19 protein-coding genes are annotated in these 20,581 nt (G+C 49.4%); 9 read left to right on the forward strand and 10 right to left on the reverse strand.

Annotation, left to right across the window (positions count from 1 at the left end):
* Positions 1 to 157 precede the first annotated feature (157 nt).
* Complete coding sequence (locus K0H59_RS02315; RefSeq protein ID WP_011621259.1) at positions 158 to 493, forward strand: FKBP-type peptidyl-prolyl cis-trans isomerase; 336 nt, start codon at positions 158 to 160, stop codon at positions 491 to 493.
* Between the two features lie 166 nt (positions 494 to 659).
* Entirely contained in the window at positions 660 to 1,646 is a 987-nt protein-coding gene (locus K0H59_RS02320; RefSeq protein ID WP_220054533.1) for a sensor domain-containing diguanylate cyclase, read from the forward strand.
* Between the two features lie 45 nt (positions 1,647 to 1,691).
* Here the strand turns inward: K0H59_RS02320 and K0H59_RS02325 are convergent, their stop codons facing one another.
* The 5 genes from K0H59_RS02325 to K0H59_RS02340 all read right to left on the reverse strand — a co-directional run bounded on the left by K0H59_RS02325 (position 1,692) and on the right by K0H59_RS02340 (position 7,644).
* The gene (locus K0H59_RS02325; RefSeq protein WP_220054534.1) at positions 1,692 to 2,090 is read right to left on the reverse strand and encodes a DUF1850 domain-containing protein; all 399 of its coding nucleotides are present in this window, start codon (positions 2,088 to 2,090) and stop codon (positions 1,692 to 1,694) included.
* Between the two features lie 33 nt (positions 2,091 to 2,123).
* Entirely contained in the window at positions 2,124 to 4,157 is a 2,034-nt protein-coding gene (locus K0H59_RS02330; protein WP_220054535.1) for a TRAP transporter permease, read from the reverse strand.
* Between the two features lie 107 nt (positions 4,158 to 4,264).
* Positions 4,265 to 5,221, reverse strand: coding sequence for a TAXI family TRAP transporter solute-binding subunit (locus K0H59_RS02335; protein WP_011627359.1), 957 nt, complete (start codon positions 5,219 to 5,221; stop codon positions 4,265 to 4,267).
* A 493-nt stretch (positions 5,222 to 5,714) separates the two neighbouring features.
* Positions 5,715 to 5,837 carry a hypothetical protein gene (locus tag K0H59_RS21195; protein ID WP_039978852.1) on the reverse strand — a complete coding sequence of 41 codons (123 nt, stop codon included), beginning with the start codon at positions 5,835 to 5,837 and terminating at the stop codon, positions 5,715 to 5,717.
* Positions 5,838 to 6,150: 313 nt separating this feature from the next.
* Positions 6,151 to 7,644 carry a helicase HerA-like domain-containing protein gene (locus K0H59_RS02340; RefSeq protein WP_220054536.1) on the reverse strand — a complete coding sequence of 498 codons (1,494 nt, stop codon included), beginning with the start codon at positions 7,642 to 7,644 and terminating at the stop codon, positions 6,151 to 6,153.
* Positions 7,645 to 7,837: 193 nt separating this feature from the next.
* On the opposite strand from K0H59_RS02340, the gene K0H59_RS02345 reads away from it, so the two are divergent.
* The 4 genes from K0H59_RS02345 to K0H59_RS02360 are packed head-to-tail and all read left to right on the forward strand — an operon-like array spanning position 7,838 to position 9,872.
* Positions 7,838 to 8,071, forward strand: coding sequence for a hypothetical protein (locus K0H59_RS02345; protein WP_011621266.1), 234 nt, complete (start codon positions 7,838 to 7,840; stop codon positions 8,069 to 8,071).
* A gap of 11 nt (positions 8,072 to 8,082) precedes the next feature.
* Positions 8,083 to 8,508 carry a hypothetical protein gene (locus tag K0H59_RS02350; protein WP_089068603.1) on the forward strand — a complete coding sequence of 142 codons (426 nt, stop codon included), beginning with the start codon at positions 8,083 to 8,085 and terminating at the stop codon, positions 8,506 to 8,508.
* A 47-nt stretch (positions 8,509 to 8,555) separates the two neighbouring features.
* On the forward strand, positions 8,556 to 9,434 hold the full coding sequence (locus K0H59_RS02355; protein ID WP_220054537.1) for a neutral zinc metallopeptidase: 879 nt from the start codon (positions 8,556 to 8,558) through the stop codon (positions 9,432 to 9,434).
* A gap of 30 nt (positions 9,435 to 9,464) precedes the next feature.
* The gene (locus K0H59_RS02360; protein WP_220054538.1) at positions 9,465 to 9,872 is read left to right on the forward strand and encodes an NUDIX hydrolase; all 408 of its coding nucleotides are present in this window, start codon (positions 9,465 to 9,467) and stop codon (positions 9,870 to 9,872) included.
* 562 nt (positions 9,873 to 10,434) lie between these two features.
* Here K0H59_RS02360 and K0H59_RS02365 read toward each other — a convergent pair.
* From K0H59_RS02365 to K0H59_RS02375, 3 genes are all read right to left on the reverse strand, one after another.
* The gene (locus tag K0H59_RS02365; RefSeq protein WP_220054539.1) at positions 10,435 to 11,142 is read right to left on the reverse strand and encodes an HNH endonuclease; all 708 of its coding nucleotides are present in this window, start codon (positions 11,140 to 11,142) and stop codon (positions 10,435 to 10,437) included.
* 513 nt (positions 11,143 to 11,655) lie between these two features.
* Entirely contained in the window at positions 11,656 to 13,626 is a 1,971-nt protein-coding gene (locus K0H59_RS02370; RefSeq protein ID WP_220054540.1) for a hypothetical protein, read from the reverse strand.
* Positions 13,627 to 13,868: 242 nt separating this feature from the next.
* Complete coding sequence (locus K0H59_RS02375; RefSeq protein ID WP_220054541.1) at positions 13,869 to 14,789, reverse strand: response regulator; 921 nt, start codon at positions 14,787 to 14,789, stop codon at positions 13,869 to 13,871.
* Between the two features lie 171 nt (positions 14,790 to 14,960).
* Between K0H59_RS02375 and uvrD the strand changes: the two genes are divergently transcribed.
* Both uvrD and ubiA read left to right on the forward strand, forming a co-directional pair.
* Complete coding sequence (gene uvrD, locus K0H59_RS02380; protein ID WP_220054542.1) at positions 14,961 to 17,129, forward strand: DNA helicase II; 2,169 nt, start codon at positions 14,961 to 14,963, stop codon at positions 17,127 to 17,129.
* A gap of 125 nt (positions 17,130 to 17,254) precedes the next feature.
* Positions 17,255 to 18,115, forward strand: coding sequence for a 4-hydroxybenzoate octaprenyltransferase (gene ubiA / locus K0H59_RS02385; RefSeq protein WP_088211875.1), 861 nt, complete (start codon positions 17,255 to 17,257; stop codon positions 18,113 to 18,115).
* An 86-nt stretch (positions 18,116 to 18,201) separates the two neighbouring features.
* Here ubiA and K0H59_RS02390 read toward each other — a convergent pair whose 3' ends face one another.
* Together K0H59_RS02390 and K0H59_RS02395 are read right to left on the reverse strand one after the other, a co-directional pair.
* The gene (locus K0H59_RS02390; RefSeq protein ID WP_220054543.1) at positions 18,202 to 18,612 is read right to left on the reverse strand and encodes a DUF4156 domain-containing protein; all 411 of its coding nucleotides are present in this window, start codon (positions 18,610 to 18,612) and stop codon (positions 18,202 to 18,204) included.
* 57 nt (positions 18,613 to 18,669) lie between these two features.
* The gene (locus tag K0H59_RS02395; protein WP_220054544.1) at positions 18,670 to 19,086 is read right to left on the reverse strand and encodes a DUF2541 family protein; all 417 of its coding nucleotides are present in this window, start codon (positions 19,084 to 19,086) and stop codon (positions 18,670 to 18,672) included.
* Positions 19,087 to 19,459: 373 nt separating this feature from the next.
* On the opposite strand from K0H59_RS02395, the gene K0H59_RS02400 reads away from it, so the two are divergent.
* Positions 19,460 to 20,521 (forward strand): nitronate monooxygenase family protein, encoded by a 1,062-nt coding sequence (locus K0H59_RS02400; protein WP_220054545.1) that lies wholly within the window; start codon positions 19,460 to 19,462, stop codon positions 20,519 to 20,521.
* Positions 20,522 to 20,581: the final 60 nt, after the last annotated feature.

The raw sequence follows: 20,581 nt of genomic DNA on the forward strand, positions 1-20,581 counted from the left end.
ATATGGGGGCGCTGCGGCAAATTTAAAGGGAGGTAAAGGCGTATCTAAACCTGCGCCACAAAATGGATGAGCTGCACCGACAAGCTCGGCTGGCGATGTTAGAATAGGCACTTTGATGAATCACTTGAATGTAAGTGACGGCGAAGAGATTAATTAAATGACTGAATTAGAAGTTGTCGATCTGGTTATCGGCGAAGGAAAAGAGGCCGTAAAAGGCGCGTTGATCACCACTCAATACCGCGGTTTTTTGCAGGATGGCACTCAGTTTGATTCCTCCTATGACCGTGGTCAGGCATTTCAATGCGTGATCGGTACTGGCCGCGTAATTAAAGGCTGGGATCAAGGACTAATGGGCATGAAGGTTGGCGGTAAACGTAAGTTATTCGTTCCCGCGCATTTAGCCTATGGCGAGCGCCAAATTGGTGCCCATATCAAGCCGAATTCGGACCTCACCTTTGAGATTGAATTGCTTGAAGTGCTAACCCGCGATTAAGCGTAACGCGTTGAAGATGGGGTCAGCATTTGGCTGACTCCTTTTGCTCAGCTTGCACTCTCCCTTTTGCTATGTCCTTTTGGCTTTATCCTTTTTACTATGTCCCTTAGGCATGAACTGTTTTACACTGGACGAAAATTCCCCAATTTAATGACAGAGATTTTTCGTGGTAGCGGATTCTGCAGCACAAATAAAGCAACTTCAGGCCGAAATCGCCGAGCTTAAACGTGAAAATGCGCGGTTAACGGCGCTCAATAATCGTGCCGAAGAAAAACTCTTTGCCGCCCTCGATGGCAATGGCTTGTGTTTGTGGGAACAACATGTTCCCAGTGGCAATCTCACTCTGTTCAATGTGAAATGGGGCGAACTACTCGGCTTTAGCCGCGAGGAGCTTCGCGCCCATGTCGACAGCTGGAAAAGCAAACTTCATCCAGAGGATAAAGACTGGGTAATCAAAGCCTTTGAAGATCATGTGAATGGCAAGGCCGATTATTATCAGGTCGTACACCGTATGCTGCACAAAGATGGCAGCATCACTTGGGTGTCGGATCGTGGCCGCATTGTTGAGCGTCTCCCAGATGGCACGCCGCTGCGGATGATGGGCAGCCATATCGATATCACTCAAGAAAAGCGCTACGAGCTGGATTTAGCCCGACTAGCCCATAGCGACCCACTCACCAACTTAATGAACCGCCAAGCCATCGCCAAAGCTTTCGATGAGTTATTACAACCCGGCCAGCGCGGGGCGTTATTCTTTATCGATCTTGATGGTTTTAAAGCCTTAAATGATCACCATGGTCACAAGTTTGGCGATAACTTATTGGTGCATGTGGCGCATTCCTTAGTGGAACATTCGGGTGCGCAGGCGAAGATCGCGCGGCTCGGCGGGGACGAGTTTGTGATTGTCCTGCCCACTTCGGATATCGAAGTCTTAGGCATGCTCGCGCAATCCTTACTGGATGTTTATCAACAGCGATTCTTGCTCGATGGTTGTGAAGTGGCGATTAGCTTGAGTATCGGTATCGATATTTTTGAGTACGGCGAGCGTTTTACTCAAAGCTGCGATCGCGCCGATGCGGCTATGTATCGCATTAAACACCAAGGGAAAAACGGCTACAGCTTCTCTCGGAATGAGAGCAGTATTGACCGCTAATGGGCGGTAGACGCGCCGTGCTTGCGCGCCCTCCTACTGTGATATTTACAGCTCACAGCCCCACACCTCAACGGCGGCATCTTGTTTGTTCGGTGGACCAATCCAATGACTCATGGCTTGGCATTGCGCCTCTCCTGAAGCCCGAGTGAAGCACAGCTCAAAATCCCCCGCCTCGGGTGTGCGCCCTAAGCGTAAACTCGGCAGCATGGGCAGCTTAGGTTGATAATGCCAACTGCCATTACTAAACACCGCATCATCGGGGATTTCCATTCCCGCGCCCGTGCCTTTGACTCTGGCTTCTGTGAGCCGTAATCCTTGAGAGGTGACCCGATAGTCTTCTTCCCAGCGGATTTTTTCTATGCTGTGGTTCCATGCTAGGGTGAACTGCTCTGTGGGCACTTGTGCCCACAGTGTGCCCGCTAGGCCTAAACATAGACCTAGCATCTTATTGCCTTACCTTTGCATAAGCTCAAAATCTTACCTCTGCTCGGCAAGACGTTTCAGTTTGCGCGCTCTTAGGCTGTGCTGCACGATAAAGAGTAGTGCCAGTCCAAAACCGATTTCATCACTGAGCGGTGTCGCAAGGATTAAACTGGCTCCGGCGAGGAAGCCGATAACGCGTTCCCACCAATAGAGCTTTTGCAATAAGAAACCGGTAAATATCACGCCCCAGATACCTATGCCTACTGTGGCTTTTAACATCACAAAGCCGATGGCAAGCCAGCTATCGCTTTGTAGCATAAGCGCCGGATCGTAAACCGCCATAAAGGGGATCACAAAGCCAGCGATAGCGATGCGAATCGCCCACAGACTGATCTTCAACCCCGATTCTTTTGCGATTGGCGCAGCGGCAAAGCAGGCTAAGGCGACTGGAGGTGTGAGGTCGGCCATAATCCCAAAGTAAAACACAAACATATGGGAGACGATAAGTGGTACACCTAAGTCCAGCAGGGCGGGGGCGGCAATCGAGCTGGTAATGATGTAGTTAGGGATACTCGGGATCCCCATACCTAACACCATACAAGTCAGCATAGTTAACACCAGCGAGAGGAAGAGGTTATCTTGGCCTACGGCGAGGATGTAACTGGCGAAGGTTGAGGCAATCCCCGTCAGCGAGACGATACCGATAATCACCCCTACTAGGGCGCAGGCTATCCCCACGGGCACCGCATGGCGAGCGCCATCGACTAAAGCGTGCAGGCAGATGGTCAGGGTATCTTTGCCCCCTTTGATAAACCAGCAGACAGCAACCAGTAAGGCGATAACCCCAAAGACGACGGCGATACCCATCTGGAAGAAGCCAGCACACAACACCCCAAGGGCAATCCAAAAGGCAAAGCGCATGGCATTAGAAGGCAGGCGCAGCACAATTGCAGAGCCTAAGATCACTATCGAGGTCAGTGCTAAACCGACCATGCCAGAGAACAGCGGCGTACGACCCGAAAACAGCAAGTAAATCAAAATAAACAGCGGGATCAGCAGGTACCAGCGCTCCTTCACTGCTGCCCAGGGATCGGGACATTGATCCTTGGGTAAGCCGCAGAGATTGGCGCGTTTCGCCTCCAGATGCACCATCCAGAACACTGAGCTGAAATACAATAATGCGGGGATTAACGCTGCTTTGGCGATTTCAATAAACGGCACGTTAATGGTTTCGGCCATGATAAAGGCCACCGCGCCCATGATGGGCGGCATAATCTGGCTACCCATACTGGAGGTGGCTTCTACACCGCCAGCAAAGGCGGGGCGGTAGCCAAAGCGTTTCATCAAGGGGATGGTAAATTGCCCCGTGGTCACCACGTTGGCGACACCTGAGCCCGTGATTGTGCCCATCATCGCCGAAGAAACCACGGCTACTTTCGCCGGGCCGCCGAGTTTATGGCCGAATAATCCCATCGCAAAATCGGTAAACAGACGGATCATCCCCGCCTGCTCTAAAAAGGCGCCAAACAAGATAAACAGGAAGATATAGGTGGCCGACACATAGGTTGGTGTGCCGTAGAGGCCCTCGGTGCCGAAGGATAACTGATTGATAATTTGGTCTACGCCGTAGCCGCGGTGCATTAAGTCACCAGGGAGATATTGGCCGAATAAGCCGTAGGCCAAGAAAATACAGCAGATAATCGGCAGTGCCCAGCCCATCACCCGCCGCGCGGCTTCAAACACTAAAACAATCAACACCACGCCAATCACCATATCGGCATCGGTGAGTTCACCGGAGCGCTGGATCAGGTCGGCCTCAAAAAACCATTGATAGGCGGCCGTTGCCATGCCCGCAAGGCCAAGCACCCAGCCTAAGGGTTGCCAAGGGCGAGACTTACCCACCGCCGGATAACTTAAAAATACGATTAACAGTAAAAAGCCCACATGGGTTGCCCGTAATACTTGGGTCGATACGGGATGAAAGGCGGCGGTAATGATTTGAAAAATGGAGAAAACTAGCGCGGTGTAAAACAGCGCCTTGGGCCAGTCACTGGTCTTAGCGCCTAGTCCTTGTTCGGAATCGCTCATATTTATGCCTCACAGCATTAGACTACAGAGGGCGACGCAGCACTTGAGTGACGCTATCACTCAAGTGCTTAGGTGAAAAATGGGTCGCACAGATTGAGGTTACACCCTTAGAGTGCGCCAACTTCTTTGAAATAACGCTCAGCACCTGGGTGCAGTGGCGCAGGCAGGTTTTTGGTGGCCTTGTCTAATTGAATGGCTTTCGCCGCTGAGTGGGCGTTGCCGAGGCGGTCTAAATGTTCAAACATCAGTTTAGTCATTTGATAGGCTAAATCGTCAGACACACCCGCTTGAGTCACAAAGAGGTTTTGAATCGCAACCGTAGAGACATCGGCGGTTTGGCCTTCGTAGGTGGCTGCTGGGATCACCCCATGTTGATAGGCTGGGTTATTGATTTTGCCGATCACATCTTCGGGAATTTCCACAAAGTTGATTGGCATAGTCGCGGCTAAATCGCGGATCGCCGCCATACCTAAGCCCGAGGATTGTAGGGTCGCGTCTAACTGACGGTTTTTAATCAGCTCGACCGATTCGGCATAGGGTAAAAATTCCACTTTGCCCATGTCTTCGTAGCTTAAACCCGCGGCTTTAAAAATTGCACGCGCGTTGAGTTCAGTACCCGACTTAGGCGCACCAACAGAAATACGTTTACCTTTCAAATCGGCTAAGGTTTTGATGCCAGATTCTTTATTGGCCACAATTTGAATGTAGTTAGGATAAGCGGCTGCGAGCACGCGCACTTTGTCTAATGGTTTTTTAAAGCCGGCATCGGCATCGCCTTGATAGGCTGCAGCTACCGAGTCGCCTAAGGCTAAGGCCAATTCACCACGACCCGCTTGCAGCAAGTTGAGGTTTTCAACCGAGGCTTTAGTGGCTTGCACTGAGGTTTTAGCGCCTTCAATGCCTGAGCCATAGAGCTGCGACAGTGCCACACCAATGGGGTAATACACGCCACTGGTGCCGCCAGTTAAGATATTGATAAAGGCAGGTGCCGCCGCCATTGAGGCTGCGCTGAGTGAGAGTGTTAATGCTGCGCCAACGGCGATAAAACGTTTGTTGATTTTCATGCTGAAATATCCTTATTTTTTATTGTGTTATATAGGGTAAGGTAAATCGGACTGTTTGATTGCTACTTTAGTATCACTACTTATATACCCAAATCTGCTCAAAATACAGGCTTTGACACGAGTTTATATGCAGTCTAAATCGTGATTTATGAGGCTTATCGTCAATATTCCACTAGGGCTAGCGAGCGTCGGGTGCTGTGATGGCTAAAATGGAATAAGCTGATAAATCGGTAACTTAGCTGCGATTGTGGTTCTGGGTGATCTAGGTAAATAAAACCTTAGCAAAAGACTCAAGCAATGTGCATGTTGCTTTAGTCTAGGTGACATTTTCAGTTAAGGGCTTAGGCTAATTAAATCATCACCTTATTGATAACTGAATCTGTGTTGTTTGCGGGATTAATAACCAATAACCGAGAGCGAGCCAATAAAAAGGGCTAACCGCAGTTAACCCTTAATTGTTGATATTGGAGGCGCACCCTAAAGTGCCACAATATTATTTAACGTTATCGAGGAGACCTTTAGACGCATTTTTGGCGTGTTTTGCGGCACGTTTTTCCTTCATCGTCATTAACGGCTTTTTCTTGGCCTCTTTGCGATTTTTTTGCTCTTTACTCATAGCTAACTCCATGTACTTTCAGTGGTTGTTCATCAGGCTAATCATGTAAGCCATTTGCGTAAAACCTGTTCCATGATGTCCTGATTAAAACGAAACGATTAAACTCGAATTACACCATTTTTAAATCACAACTATTTAAAACTATTGGTAAATTACTTGAATTTATTTGCCTCTCTGAGCGGTACTCGCAAAATAATCTTATCACCTAAATCCTAACTAAGATCCACTCACTACTTAGAATAATTCACGCTAATGGTAGTGCCAATGTGTATATAAAATATGCGGTTTGGCGCACGGTTTTAGCTCTGCACCGTTACCTGCGGGTCGACTTACCGAGTATGCCGCCGAGTAATCCGCGCAATATTTGTTTACCGAGTTGATTACCCACGGTTCGCGCCGCTTGTTTAGAGAGTGTCTCGGCTAACCCTTGACGGCGTTTATTGCCAAAGATCAGTTCGCTAAACCAGCCTTGCTCCGCCTCTTGGGTAGCGGGCGTATTCGCCGTTTTCGAGCTAGTGGCGCCATTGGCCGCTTCGGCGTGCCGTTGATTGAGTCGCTCGTAGGCGGACTCTCGGTTGATTAAGGTATCGTACTTGCCGCCAATGGGGCTCTTGGCACGAATGGCGCTTAACTCCTCTGGGCTTGCGGGCCCCATACGACAGCGAGGCGGCGCAATCAGGGCGCGTTCCACCATAGTGGGCACGCCTTTCTCGGCGAGTGTCGAGACTAAAGCTTCGCCCACGGCGAGTTGTGAGATCACCTCACTGACCACCAACTTAGGATTGGGCACAAAGGTCTCCGCCGCGGTTTTAACGGCTTTTTGATCCCTTGGGGTATACGCCCGAAGGGCATGCTGAATGCGATTACCGAGCTGACCTAAGATCTCATTGGGAATATCGTCAGGAAACTGCGAGCAAAAATACACTCCGACGCCCTTGGAGCGGATAAGCCGCATAATCTGCTCTATGCGTTTAAGCAAACTTGCAGGGCAGCCTTCAAACAATAAGTGCGCCTCATCGATAAAGAAGACTAACTTGGGTTTATCGAGATCGCCGACTTCGGGCAGGTTTTCAAACAGTTCTGATAGCAGCCAGAGTAAGAAGCTGGAGTAGAGGCTAGGGGTCAGGATTAACTTATTGGCAGCTAACAAATTGATAATGCCGCGCCCTTGCAAGTTAGTGCGCATCAAGTCTTCGAGTTGTAGCGCAGGCTCGCCGAAAAAGTCTTTGCCACCATCGCGCTCTAAGCCGAGGACCGAACGTTGAATCGCGGCGAGGGATTGGGCGCTGATAAGCCCGTATTTGGCGGAGACCTCTTTACGTTCATCGGCGACTAAGTTGAGCATGGCGCGAAGATCGTCGAGATCGAGTAACAATAAACCTTGGTCATCAGCCAGTTGAAAGACGATATCTAGAATACTGCTTTGGGTGTCATTGAGTTCGAGAATGCGCCCGAGCAGGGTCGGCCCCATCTCGCTCACGGTTGTGCGTAATGGGTGCCCTTGCTCTCCTGCGAGATCCCAGCAAACCACGGGATTTGCCTCGGTTTGATAATCTTCAATGCCGATTTCGGCCGCCCGCTGCAATAGTTTGTCGCTTAGTGTGCCCGCAACGCCAAGGCCAGAGATATCGCCTTTAATGTCGGTAATAAATACTGGCACACCTTGGCGGGAAAAGCCTTCTGCAAGGGTCATCAGCGAAACGGTTTTGCCCGTCCCCGTGGCGCCTGCGATCAGTCCGTGGCGGTTGGCATATTTAAGATTTAAGTGAACCTGTTGCTCACCTTTACCTAAGAGTAGAGTATTCAAGCGCAGTCCTTGTCTTAATTAGCCCCGTGATGAACCAATGGGGCGTCGGTCATGGGTGGATAAAAAAACATCACTCAGTGTTTGCCTTTCGTGGATCTGTGTCAACATGGTTGAGCACATAATCGATACAGCTCAAGTAAAGCTTGCCAATGTTAGCTTGGTTAAGTGTAGCTATTTTGTTGAGGAGCCGAAGATGAAAACCCCTTTGATTATGTTAGTCTTGTCCGCATCACTGTTGACCTCTGCCTGCGCCGAGTTAGCCTGTTCCGCCCGGACGGATGTCGACCCCTATGAGCCCATGCTAGATAAACAGCGCTGCGTGGCCGAGGCGGATAAACAGTTGGCAGCCCACGAAAAAGCCAAAAAGGCTGCAGAGGACCAACAGCTTAAAGAAGCTGTCGACAAAGCGATTCAACAACGTCAATAGAAAGGATTGGTATGAAGGGAGCGGGAGGAACACAGGGCGGTATTGGCCAATTTTTTATTGGGCTTGCCATGATGTGTGCAGGATTTTATCTGTTATTCAATGCGATACAGGTCAGTTCCAGTTTTGGCTTGGGCTATGGCCTCTACCGCATGAATGCCTTTGGGCAGGGATTCTCTATCACCACAGGCATGGTGATGCTGCCGTTTATCCTCGGGATAGTGATGGTGTTTTTTGATGCCAAGACTAAGCTAGGTTGGCTGCTTACCTTAGGCTCATTGGTCGCCTTAATTGTCGGGGTGATAAGCTCAATTCAGTTTCACTTTAGGGCCATGTCGGCCTTCGATTTGATCGTGATTTTAGTGTTAGCCTTTGGTGGGCTTGGGCTGTTTTTGCGCTCGTTAAAAGCGGCGCCCGCCGAGCAGAATGATCCCAAATAACGACTACACTGAAATCTAGCTCCCATACCCATAGCCTAGGAAATCCAATGCGTTGGCGTGACAGTGACCGCAGCTCCAATATCGAAGACAGACGTGACCAACAGATGGCGTCGTCGGGTGTACCCAGCGCGCTCCTGCTGCGCTTGCTGCCGTTTCTGCTTCGCACCAAAATCGGCCGAGTGATACTGCTGTTGGGCGGGCTATATTTTGCGTTTCAATATTTTACCGGCGGGTTATCCCTAGAACCGAGCAATCAAGCGGGGTTTAGCCAGTCACAATCGGCCAGCAATATCGCGGCTCAAGATGAAAATGCCCAGTTTGTGGCGGCGATTCTCGGCACAACTGAAACTGTTTGGAATCAATTGCTGCAGGGGCGATATGTTGAACCTAAACTGGTGCTTTATCGCAATATGACCTCAACGGGATGCGGTATGGGGCAGGCGCAATCTGGGCCTTTTTATTGCCCCGCAGATAGCAAAGTTTATATCGACTTGAGTTTTCTCGAGGAGCTGAAAAAACTCGGGGCGCCGGGGGATTTTGCCTTTGCCTATGTGATTGCCCACGAGGTGGGCCACCATGTGCAGAACCTACTCGGCACCAGCACTAAAGTGCGTCAGGCGCAGCAAGCTGCTGGCAAGGCGCAGGTCAATCAACTGAGTGTTGCCCTCGAATTGCAAGCCGACTGTTATGCTGGCGTGTGGGGGCATTATGTCGACAGACAGCTCAATCTGCTCGAAGCTGGTGACGTGGAAGAAGGCATTGCCGCCGCGAGTGCCGTGGGGGATGACCGCCTGCAAAAACTTGCCGGGCGCGCCGTGCAACCCGAAGCCTTTACCCATGGCAGTTCGGCGGACAGAGTAAAATGGTTTAAGACGGGTTTTGCCTCTGGCAAGCTTGCCAGCTGCAATACCTTTAATCGCAACTAGTGATATACAGCCTTAGCGTGGGATTGATACATGGCATTTGAAGATAGGTTTCGGCTCAGTAGCCATGCAGTAATCATTAACGATGCCGGCCAAGTGTTACTCCTTAAGGCAAATTACGGCAATTGCGCCTGGGGCTTACCCGGCGGTGCCTTAGAGCCCGGCGAAACTATTCACGAAGCGCTGCTGCGTGAATGCCAAGAGGAGTTGGGGCTGGCGGTGAACGTCCACTACCTGAGCGGTGTGTATTATCACAGCGCCTATCAATCCCAAGTCTTTATCTTTCGTTGTGAGTTTGCATCTGCCGATGCGGTGATTCGCTTAAGCCATGAACACTCTGAGTTTGCCTTCCATGATATCGACACCCTTAGCGCGGTTCAGCAGCAAAGAGTTAAAGATTGTCTTAATTTCAACGGGGTTGTTGTGAGTGCAAAGTTTTAAGGCTTTGCTAGTAAGCTTGGGCTGTTAATCGGCTTAGGTTTGCACTATTGGTTTTTTAACCAATGTGCCTTTGGAGCCTAGATTTTCATCCATGTAAAACCTTTCCGTTAGGCAGTATCTGCCTCTTGCTTACTAGCGAGAAAATCAAATACTTACCCAGCATAATTTAACAACGGATGTTTTAATAAACTCACTGCTTTTAAAAGCAAAGTCAAAGTCGTGGGGCTTCACCCCACACCCGACCAAAAGGGGAAAAGCGCCTGTTCCCCTTTTGGAAATCCCTCGGCGTCCCCAACGGAGTTGAAAGCCCCTTGTGCTCATTGCCAAATTTGCTATCGCTTCCGAAGGATGCGTCCATGCACCTGCGAAAGCTAGTTCGCCATCCATGGCGAGACTCACGCAATTTGTCTATTCGCCCTGCGGCAACTCCGAGGGTATGGCGTATTCCTTTGATTGTTGAGTTGTCTGTTGGTCACTTAAAGCATCAAAGAGTTGTGGATGCTCTGTTTCACCCGCAAAATTTAACAGTGGGTGTCTCGTTAAACTTGCCTATTCTTATTTGTTATGAGTTTTTGCGCAGAGACACCCAAAAGTACTTTCCTAGCACCATGAAAAAGCTAGCTATTACGGATGCCAATATACCTAACCCAAAACCTATCCACCGCTCTGTATCTGCGTTTTTCTGAGCACGCTCTTCTTGTACTTTGAAGAGAGCTTCTACAGTTTCCTTATCTGCATTAACCAATGGCTCCAACTTCTGCTTTTCTGACTCAAGTTTTTGTATAGCAGTTTCTCGCTGCGTAACAGACAAACGCTGAGATTCGACAAATTCGAGTAATGTTCGTAAGCTTTTTTCTGTCTCGTCCAGTTGGCTAAGTTGTGACTTAAATTCAAGATTTTTCGACAGTTCAGCCTCAACCGCAGTTTGTCTGTTAGCTTCTGACTGATATATAGAAACACCACCAATAACAACACTTAAAAGTGAAACTATGACCGTGATTACTGGTGACTTAATATAAGCATGTATCCATAACTTGGCGGCTGACTCCACTGCTGGGTTAGAGATGCTACCAAGTATTTTATCAGCCTTCAGAATGTTACATTTAGGACAAGCAATTGATAAGTTGTCTACAGTCGAGGTACCACCATCTTTAATAGGCACAATGTGATCTATCATAGCGGCTTCAGGTGAGATTCCGCTCCCGCAATACTCACATTGACCATTTGCCTTTTGATACAACTCGTCTTTAATTTTTTTTGTATATCTCATTCAAACCTTTAGTACTTTTAGAAACTCATAACGTCTTAGTATTTATGCGCTGCGCAGTTTGCAGGGCATAAATCACTTGTTGGACTTGGCCGCTGTCGCATCCATGTAAATTGGTATAAATGATGCTATCGGAGTTTGCTTTTTTGCGGTAGCGGTTTTTTATCCAGTTTTGAGGGTAATTACTTGATATCGCTTTAGCTTTATCATTTTTGCTTGCTTGAGAGATACGCAAAGGTAAATAGGATTAAGCACTGTCATGAAAGTGACCGTCCGTGACATGGATGTCACGGTCGAGCACACAGGGATGTGCTTGCTGCGTGTCACTGGAATGAAAGTGCTTAATCATTATTGAAGGTAATAAATTAAATCAGACCATATATGGCTCGTTTTCAGTTGTTCGATTTCGCGCTGTTCGATAGGTAATTGCGGTCTTTGCTAGATTTAATGGTTTTTAGCATAAAAAAATGCCGGACTACGGAAGAACATAGCCCGGCAAAGGGAAGATAGCGTTAGCTATAGGGCGGCTGGGGTTAACTCGACTAACCAAAGCGATTGGTTACTGCTGGTATCGGTTAAGCTCACTAAAGCGCGTTGATTACCTTGGCAAGATTTGCCTAACAAAGGACTGATGGTCATCGTCTGACTGCCACTAAAGACAAAGTGCAGTGTGCCAGCGGTCGTCATATAAAAATCGCTGTTTACTTGGGCATTGCTAGTGACTTCGTTCAGGCTGATTTCGCCAATCACATCCCCCATATCATTCTCGGATACATTCTGCACCAGCATGTTGTAACGCGCGCCGCATTGGCCATTGGCGAACTCTGTGGTGCAGCGGTTTTGCGTGTCCGTGGCAAAGGTTAAGTCAAATTGCAGCAGGCGATTGACTGTGGCGTCGTAGCTAAAGCCTTCGATATCCCGCACCGAGGTGATGCGTCCAAGGCTGGTACCTGCGGCGGAAGAAGGCTTATCGACTAACTCAGTCACAAAACTGCCGACCTTATCTAAGGTGAAAGTACCGCCGTCTGGGCCATTTTCTGTCGCCATCATCTCGCCCCATTGGCTGGTGCTGATGGATGAAAACTGATGGGCGTCGGCTGACTGTGCATCATAGAGACCATTAGGGCCGTCGGACTCGACACTGGCGGTAAATTTATAGCCACTACTATCTTTGACGTAATGACCAAACTCCCCCGATTGCGCTTGGGGGGATTGCCCCTCATAGCTGTCGGAATTGGCTGTATGCACAATGGCATAGGCTTGATTGGGCAGGAAAGTCACAAAGCTGTCGTTATTGGTTTCGGGATCGTACACATGCCAAGTGCCGATTAACGCATCGCTAGCATCTTCGATACGCGTGAGTGTGATGCTTGACGAACCATTGTCGGTGAGGCTGAGTGTGAGAGTATTAAGGCTTACCATCGCCTTGTTAACGACGCTGCTTTCATCGTACAGACCGCCGGAACCATCGGATTGAGCGATGAGACTCACACTGAAACTACCCGTGACGCTATCCCAAGTGTAATTTCCGTATTCGACCGAGGCTGCGCCCTGATCGCCATCACCCGCATGCTCGTGGATCAATATATAACGGCTATGGTCGATAAAGGTCAGTATGTTGCTTTGACCTTCTCCTTCCGACAGCAGCCAGCTACCCAGCAGCAGATTACGGTTGGAAGTATCGAAATGGTTAAGGGCCTGGGCTTCGCTGATCAGACTCAAACCCGAGCCGAGGTTGGCAAAGGAGGTGTTGAGTTGGCTATCAAAATCGGCACTGCTGATATCGAGCACAGTATTGGCGAGCAGCTCGTGGTGTGAGGTCTTGATTTGAATGCCATTTTCAACATCACAGTCCTGATCTAAGGTTTGCAGCAATTGCAGGATATTTACCTTTGTGACCTCATTGCCCGCTGCAACTTCGGTGGGTGTGACGAGTGGCGCGGCAACTGTACTGGGAAATTGAATCGCGCCGACCGAAAAGGTGACCTGTTCCCCCTGTAAGTACTGAAACTCGCCAATATCGCTGGTAGTGCCATCGGTTTGGCTGTCGGTTTGATAATGGATCCCGGCGACTGGGCTGTCCCTAAAAATCCCGGTTAATTCGGCATTGGCATTGGTTTCACAGGTGACGAGGGCGGTTTCTGCATTGCTCTGGCTTAAGGTGCCGCTGCCATTGGTGACGGTACAGGTTTGTGCCGTTGGCTGAGTATTAACGGTAATGGCAAAGCTAACGCCTTCATTCTGCATATTTGAAAATGCAAAGGCCTTATCTGTGCCATCACTTTGAACAGAAAGGGTTTCTACTGTCTGGCCATTGGTTTGTAGGGTGAGTTTTAGGCTGTTGGTCAGCCCTTTTACGGTTCCCTTAATGGCAAACTGCTGGGATTCAATGGGGCTAGGGTCTTCATCGTCATCATCACTCCCGCCACAGGCGCCGAGCGTGAGACCTAAGAGAATGGGAACCGTGAGTCGATAGATTGGCTTCATTATGTAAATTCCTTTTAGGCTACTGAGCAAATATCAGCAACGATGCGATATCCCATGGCGGGATGGTCGTCAGTTATCGTTTGGGGCATGAGCGCAAGCAATATGCAGAAGGGATCAGTGGCTGAACCCTGAACAAGATATAAATCCTCAGGAGGGATTTTGTCTTTGAAACTTATTGAATGTTTTTGAAAGTTAATAATATCAATAGATTGAAGTGGAATTTACTGGAGTTGAGCGCTGTTTTACTGCGCGCCTTCGTCGGCATAACGGATAAGCGGCATCAAGTGTTGATATAAGTCTTCGGCTTCGACGGCGATGTCCTGCGCGCCATGTTCCTGGGCTTTTTGTCTTAGCGCCTCGGAGGGCATGATGGTGTAGAGGTAAATGGGCGTGTTGATGCCGCGATCGCGGATAGCCTGCATGAGTTTAAGACCAGCGAGGGGATCTGAGCCCCGGCCCATATCGGTAATAATGGCATCGTAGCTATACAAACTCAGCAGTGTGAGTGCATCGCTGCTGGTTTTGGTGGTGTAAACCCCAATCTTTTTTTGCTCTAAAAATTGGCGCTCGGCCTGATTATTTTCTGGGTGATCATCGACCCACAATATGCGTGCCTTCACGTTATGCGGCTCGGCTAATACTAATGGGCCACTGCGTTCGATTTGGCTGTAAAAGAGTAGGGCAAGCACTGCGCTCGACAAGATAGCAATCAAGACTAATCCCGGCAGGGTGAAGTAAGGCTTTTTTTGCGCGGGTTGAAGTGTATCCGAGTTGGCTGTGCTGGTGGCGTTATCTGTTATTGCGAGCGCTTGGTCTTGAGCGGCAAAACTGTTAGCGACGGCATCGGAGCGAATAATGGCGGCGATATCGGGGGAGAGTCGATACCCTCGGCCATGCAAGGTTTGAATGATGGGCACCTTAAGGCCAGCTGACTCGAAGAGTTTACGGGTATCCGAGATTAATCTTGCGACCGACCAACTGCTCACCACGGTATTGGGCCAAATATGTTCGAGCAAGCAGGCCTGATCGCAATGAGCGGGATAGGCGTCGATCAATTGTGCGAGTAACAGGATAACGCGCTCGTCGCAGTGAAGCCTTTGGTTGTTGCAGAACAAGGTTCGGTTCTGGGTATCCAACACAAAAGCGTTAAAACAATAATGCATTCAGGTCCCTTGGCATCGAGTCATACTTTAGTTGTTAATGAATTGTATCAATCAATTCAAGCCAAACTTGACCCTTGAGTCAAATGAATTGTCTGTGATTGGGCTCAAACTCGTGGCATGCCTTGGGCGCTTCTTCTGTTATACTGCCCCCTCGATTTTTTGGAGGCGAGAATGGACGTATCTTCTTTACTAGACGGCCTGAATGATAAACAGCGCGAGGCTGTCGCGGCACCGCAATCCAGCATGTTAGTGCTTGCGGGTGCTGGCAGTGGCAAAACGCGAGTATTAACCCACCGTATCGCGTGGTTAATGCAGGTCGAACAGCAGAGCCCTTACTCAATTTTAGCCGTGACGTTTACCAATAAAGCCGCGGCCGAGATGCGTGAGCGGGTGGAGAAGGTCGCGGGCACTAATATGGGGCGGATGTGGATTGGTACCTTCCACGGGTTAGCGCATCGTCTGTTACGCACTCACTTCCAAGATGCGGGATTACCGCAGAGCTTCCAAATTCTCGATTCGGACGATCAGGTGCGCTTGCTGAAACGCATCCTGAAAAGTTTGAATCTGGATGAAAAACAATATCCTCCCCGTCAGGCACAGGCCTATATCAATGGCAAGAAAGACCAAGGTTTTCGTCCTAAGCATATCGATGCGGGTGGTTTTCCGATAGAGCAAAACCTGTTGAAGATTTATCAGGTTTATCAAGAGTCTTGCGATCGCGCAGGTTTAGTCGACTTTGCCGAAATCCTGCTGCGTGCCCACGAACTTTGGCTCAATAAACCGCATCTGCTGGCGCATTATCAAGAGCGTTTTAAGCATATTCTGGTGGATGAGTTCCAGGATACTAACGCCATTCAATATGCTTGGATCCGTGTGCTCGCCGGACAAACCGCCAATGTCATGATAGTGGGTGACGACGACCAATCCATTTACGGTTGGCGCGGCGCTCAGGTTGAAAACCTGCATCGCTTCCTGCGGGATTTCCCGACGGCGACTACGATTCGCCTCGAGCAAAATTATCGCTCCAAGGGCAATATTTTGAAGGCGTCGAACGCCCTTATCGCCAATAACCCCGAGCGTTTAGGTAAAGAGCTGTGGACCGACGAAGCCGATGGTGAGCCGATTTCCCTCTACTGCGCCTTTAACGAAATGGACGAGGCGCGCTTTATCGTCGGCCGTATCAATGACTGGTACGAAAAAGGCGGCAATTTAAGTGACTGCGCGATTTTATATCGCTCGAATGCCCAGTCGCGGGTGCTCGAAGAAGCCTTATTACACAAAGGCTTAGCCTATCGTATTTACGGTGGCCTGCGCTTCTTCGAACGCCAAGAAATTAAAGACGCTATGGGCTATATGCGTCTTATCAGCAATAAAAATGACGATGCCGCCTTCGAGCGCGTGGTTAACACGCCGCCGCGCGGCATTGGCGATCGCACCTTAGATATTCTGCGTTCGACCGCCCGTCAGCAGGAACTCACCCTATGGCAGGCCTGTTTACGTCTGCTGGATGAAAAAGTGCTCGCAGGCCGCGCCGCCTCTGCGGTACGTGGTTTTATGGATCTTATCGTCACCCTGCAGGAAGAAACTCAGGATATGGCGCTGTACCGGATGACGGACACAGTGATCCAAGCCTCTGGGCTTAAGGCCATGTACGAGGCGGAAAAGGGCGAAAAGGCCCACGCCCGTATCGAAAACTTAGAGGAACTCGTCACCGCCGCGCGCACCTTCGAAATGCCAGAAGAGCTTGAGGATATGGGCGAGCTTAACGCCTTCCTATCCCATGCGGCCTTAGAGGCGGGTGAAGGTCAGGCCGACGCCTTTACCGATGCCGTACAGTTAATGACACTGCACTCGGCCAAGGGGCTGGAGTTTACTATGGTGTTTATGGCGGGTGTCGAGGAGGGGATTTTCCCGAGTAAGATGGCGCTCGAAGAGGGCGACAGACTCGACGAGGAACGCCGTCTCTGTTACGTGGGCATGACCCGCGCGATGGAAAAACTCTATATCACCTATGCCGAATCCCGTCGTATCTATGGCCGCGAAGATTATGCCCGCCCATCGCGCTTTGTTAAGGAAATTCCGCCGCAATATGTGGACGAAATTCGCTTAAAGGCGCAGGTGTCGACGCCGATGGCGAATAATCGCTTCAGTGCGCAAAAGTCGGCGGTCGCTAATGATACCGGCTTTAGCGTCGGCCAAAGAGTGCATCATCCCAAGTTTGGTGACGGCAAAGTGACTAACTTTGAAGGCAGTGGCGCGCAGGCGCGGGTGCAGGTGAATTTTAGTGATTTTGGCAGTAAGTGGTTGGTGGTGGCCTACGCGCGTTTAGAGGCGCGTTGATTGGCATCAATGTCATGATTTTGTGACAGCTTCAGCCTGCGTAAATTCGCTTAAAAGGGGGCTAGGGTATATGATGCTTACCCTAGCAACCGAGATAAAAAATTAGGTTTGGGAGTAGCTAGTTAATGAATCTAAAGCAGAAGTGGGACGTGTATTCCCGCCTGACTCGACTCGACCGTCCTATCGGCACCTTGTTATTGCTCTGGCCCTGTTTAATGGCGCTGGTATTAGCAGCTGGTGGAATGCCCGATATTAAAGTGTTGATTATCTTTATTATCGGTGTGGTGATCATGCGCGCCTGCGGCTGCATTATTAACGACTATGCCGACCGCGACCTCGACTCCCACGTTGAACGCACTAAATCCCGTCCCCTCGCCAGTGGCGAAATCAGCACCAAAGAAGCGCTATTGCTGTTTGTGATCTTAGGTCTGGCCGCTTTTGGTTTGGTCTTACTGCTCAATGGCTTAGTGGTTAAGCTCTCTGTTGTCGGCATTATCCTCACCATTATCTACCCCTTTACAAAGCGGGTAACGAACATGCCGCAGATGTTTTTAGGCGTGGTGTGGAGCTGGTCGATTCCCATGGCCTATGCGGCGCAAACCGGTGAAGTGCCCATCGAAGCCTGGTGGTTATTTGCCGCCAATTGGTTCTGGACTGTGGCCTACGACACCATGTATGCCATGGTCGATAGGGATGATGATTTAAAGGTCGGTATCAAATCGACCGCCATTCTTTTTGGCAAGTACGACCGCCAAATCATTGGATTATTCCAACTTGCCGCGCTGCTGTGTTTTATCGCCGCGGGTTGGAGCGCCGACCGTGGCTTGGTTTATGGTTTAGGATTACTCACCTTCGTTGGCTTTAGCACTTACCAGCAAATGCTGATTTTTGGCCGCGAAAGAGCACCTTGCTTTAAAGCCTTCCTTAACAATAACTGGGCGGGATTAGCCTTGTTTGTTAGTTTAGGTGCCGATTACCTGTTCTGAGTTTTTCCGTCCATTTGTATGAGTGCTATCAGGCGTGTCGCCTGATAGCCGCTCAAAACTCATAAAAAACCTGCTCAACATTCAACTCATTGACTCGATGCGGCCTTTGTCTGCGACGGCAGACTCGTCGACTCTAGAGCTTCAGAAGCCTTATCCTCAGAAGCTTGAGTCTCTGCACACTGATAAGCATTGCCCATCATAGTCACTGAGCCTAAAAACTTAAGCGGTTGATAGAGATAAACCGTATCGGCGCCGAGCGCATGTCCTTTGATGCGTAGCTCGTTGAGTGTGCCCCACACCATATCCCTATCACTGTGTAACCAATAGTCATAGAAATGCCCCTGTGAGCCAATGACTGTACCTTTATAGGTACAGTTTTCGATGGCGACAGAGTTTTCCCATAATATTTTCACCTGTGACGACTCCTCGGTTGGAAAAGTCACACATGCGGTCAAATTAATACCGAGTAATAACAATAATATTGCACGAAAATTCATTGATATATTGCTCAATTCCAATATTGAATAAAGATGGAATAATTAAATAGGTAAGTCTTACTTACGACCTAATACTTTAATACCCGCTTTACTGCGGTCGGAATTACCATACACTTCAATCTTTTTAACACAGCGACGGGCACCAAGGGATTTCCATTCGCTGTGCTCATCCTTTCCTAGCTCAGTATCAAAGCGGACGGTACGAGTTTTATCATCCCCATAGGTGACGACGACGCGATCGATACTCACATCTCTTTCTGCTTTGATTCTAATGTGTTTGGCTTGGCGGCAAATGATAAGCGGGATGATTGCTGGGTGGTCACCAATTCCGAGTAATAGGGTGCGGCCTAAGGTGATCTCATCGTCCTTATCATCATTTTTTGCATAGGCAACTGACGTGGTAAACATCAGTAGTAAACAGATAATAAGTTGGTTGATTATTTTTGTCGAAAATAGACGGGTTTTTAATAACATATAGCCTCCAAAAAATGGGGCCGGATCATAAGTGATTTAAATATGCTGAAATAGTTTTTTAATTAGCTAATGCGGCGAATATCACGGGATTTTTTATAAATAGTCGGTAAGTGTTTTTATCTTGATACAAATGTAATTTCAATTTTGACGGTATTATTTTTGTTTTTAATTAGGCTGAAATATCCATTAAATGATGACATTTTATCATCTGCTTAACACTGCCAAGTTTTGCTGCTTGGCTAAATGCTGTAATTGGGATGCATTTTTCTGGTAGATTGTAACAACTCGCACTCGGCTCGGTCGCTTATCGCCGCATTAGCTGTAAGCAAAACAAGCACGAGTCGCTACAGGATTTATTCAATGGAGGTGAAGTATGCCGTGCCGACTAACACAATTGTTTGGGATCCAGTTTCCGATTATTCAAGCGCCGATGGCGGGCGTGCAGGGCAGTGCACTGGCGATTGAAGTATCGCAGGCGGGCGGATTGGGCTCCTTGCCCTGCGCTATGTTATCCCTCGATGCACTAGAAGCTGAGTTAACCGAAATCCGCAGTAATACCACTAAACCTATCAATGTGAATTTCTTTTGCCATAGCGAGCCTTTACCGCAAGCGGCCAAGCAAGCGGCTTGGCTCGAACAGTTAGCACCCTATTTTGCGGAATTTAATCTCGACTCAAATGTGCAGCCTGCTGGCGCCCAGCGCACTCCCTACAGCAAGGCACAGGCCGAGGTGTTAGCCAAATTTAAGCCCGAGGTGGTGAGTTTTCATTTTGGTCTGCCCGATGAAGAATTGCTGCTGGAAATCAAATCCTGGGGCTCAAAAGTCATCTCTACGGCGACCACAGTCGAGGAGGCACTTTGGCTCGAGGCTCGCGGCGCCGATGCGATTATTGCCCAAGGCCTAGAGGCGGGTGGGCACAGAGGACACTTTTTATCTGAAGATTTAACCGAGCAGCAGGGAACCTTTAGTCTATTACCGCAGGTGATTGCGGCGGTGGATATTCCGGTAATTGCCGCAGGTGGCATTGTCGATGCCACCACAGTGCGCGCCGCCATGGCAATGGGGGCTTCGGCGGTGCAGGTGGGGACGGCCTATTTACTCTGCCCAGAGTGTAACACCAGCAGCATTCATCGTGAGGCGCTGCAAAGCGACGCTGCGCAGCATACGGCACTGACGAACTTATTTTCTGGTCGACCCGCCCGCGGCATAGTGAATCGTTTTATGGCCGAGATGGGGCCGATAAATGAGGCTGTGCCCGATTTCCCCTTGGCATCCTCGGCGGTTGCAGGCTTAAGAGCGGCGGCGGAGCGACAAGGATTTGGAGATTTTAGCCCGCTGTGGTGCGGACAAAATGCCAGTGGTTGCCAAAACATTCCCGCAGCCGAGTTGATGCGGCAGTTAGCTTTAGGCTTGATGGGGTCATTATCTGGCTGATTATTTTTAATTCAACCTTGTCTCCATGGCCGTCGCTCCCCATATCACCACTAAGCCAAT

The sequence above is a fragment of the Shewanella sp. FJAT-51649 genome, assembly GCF_019457435.1.
GTDB lineage: Bacteria > Pseudomonadota > Gammaproteobacteria > Enterobacterales > Shewanellaceae > Shewanella > Shewanella mangrovisoli.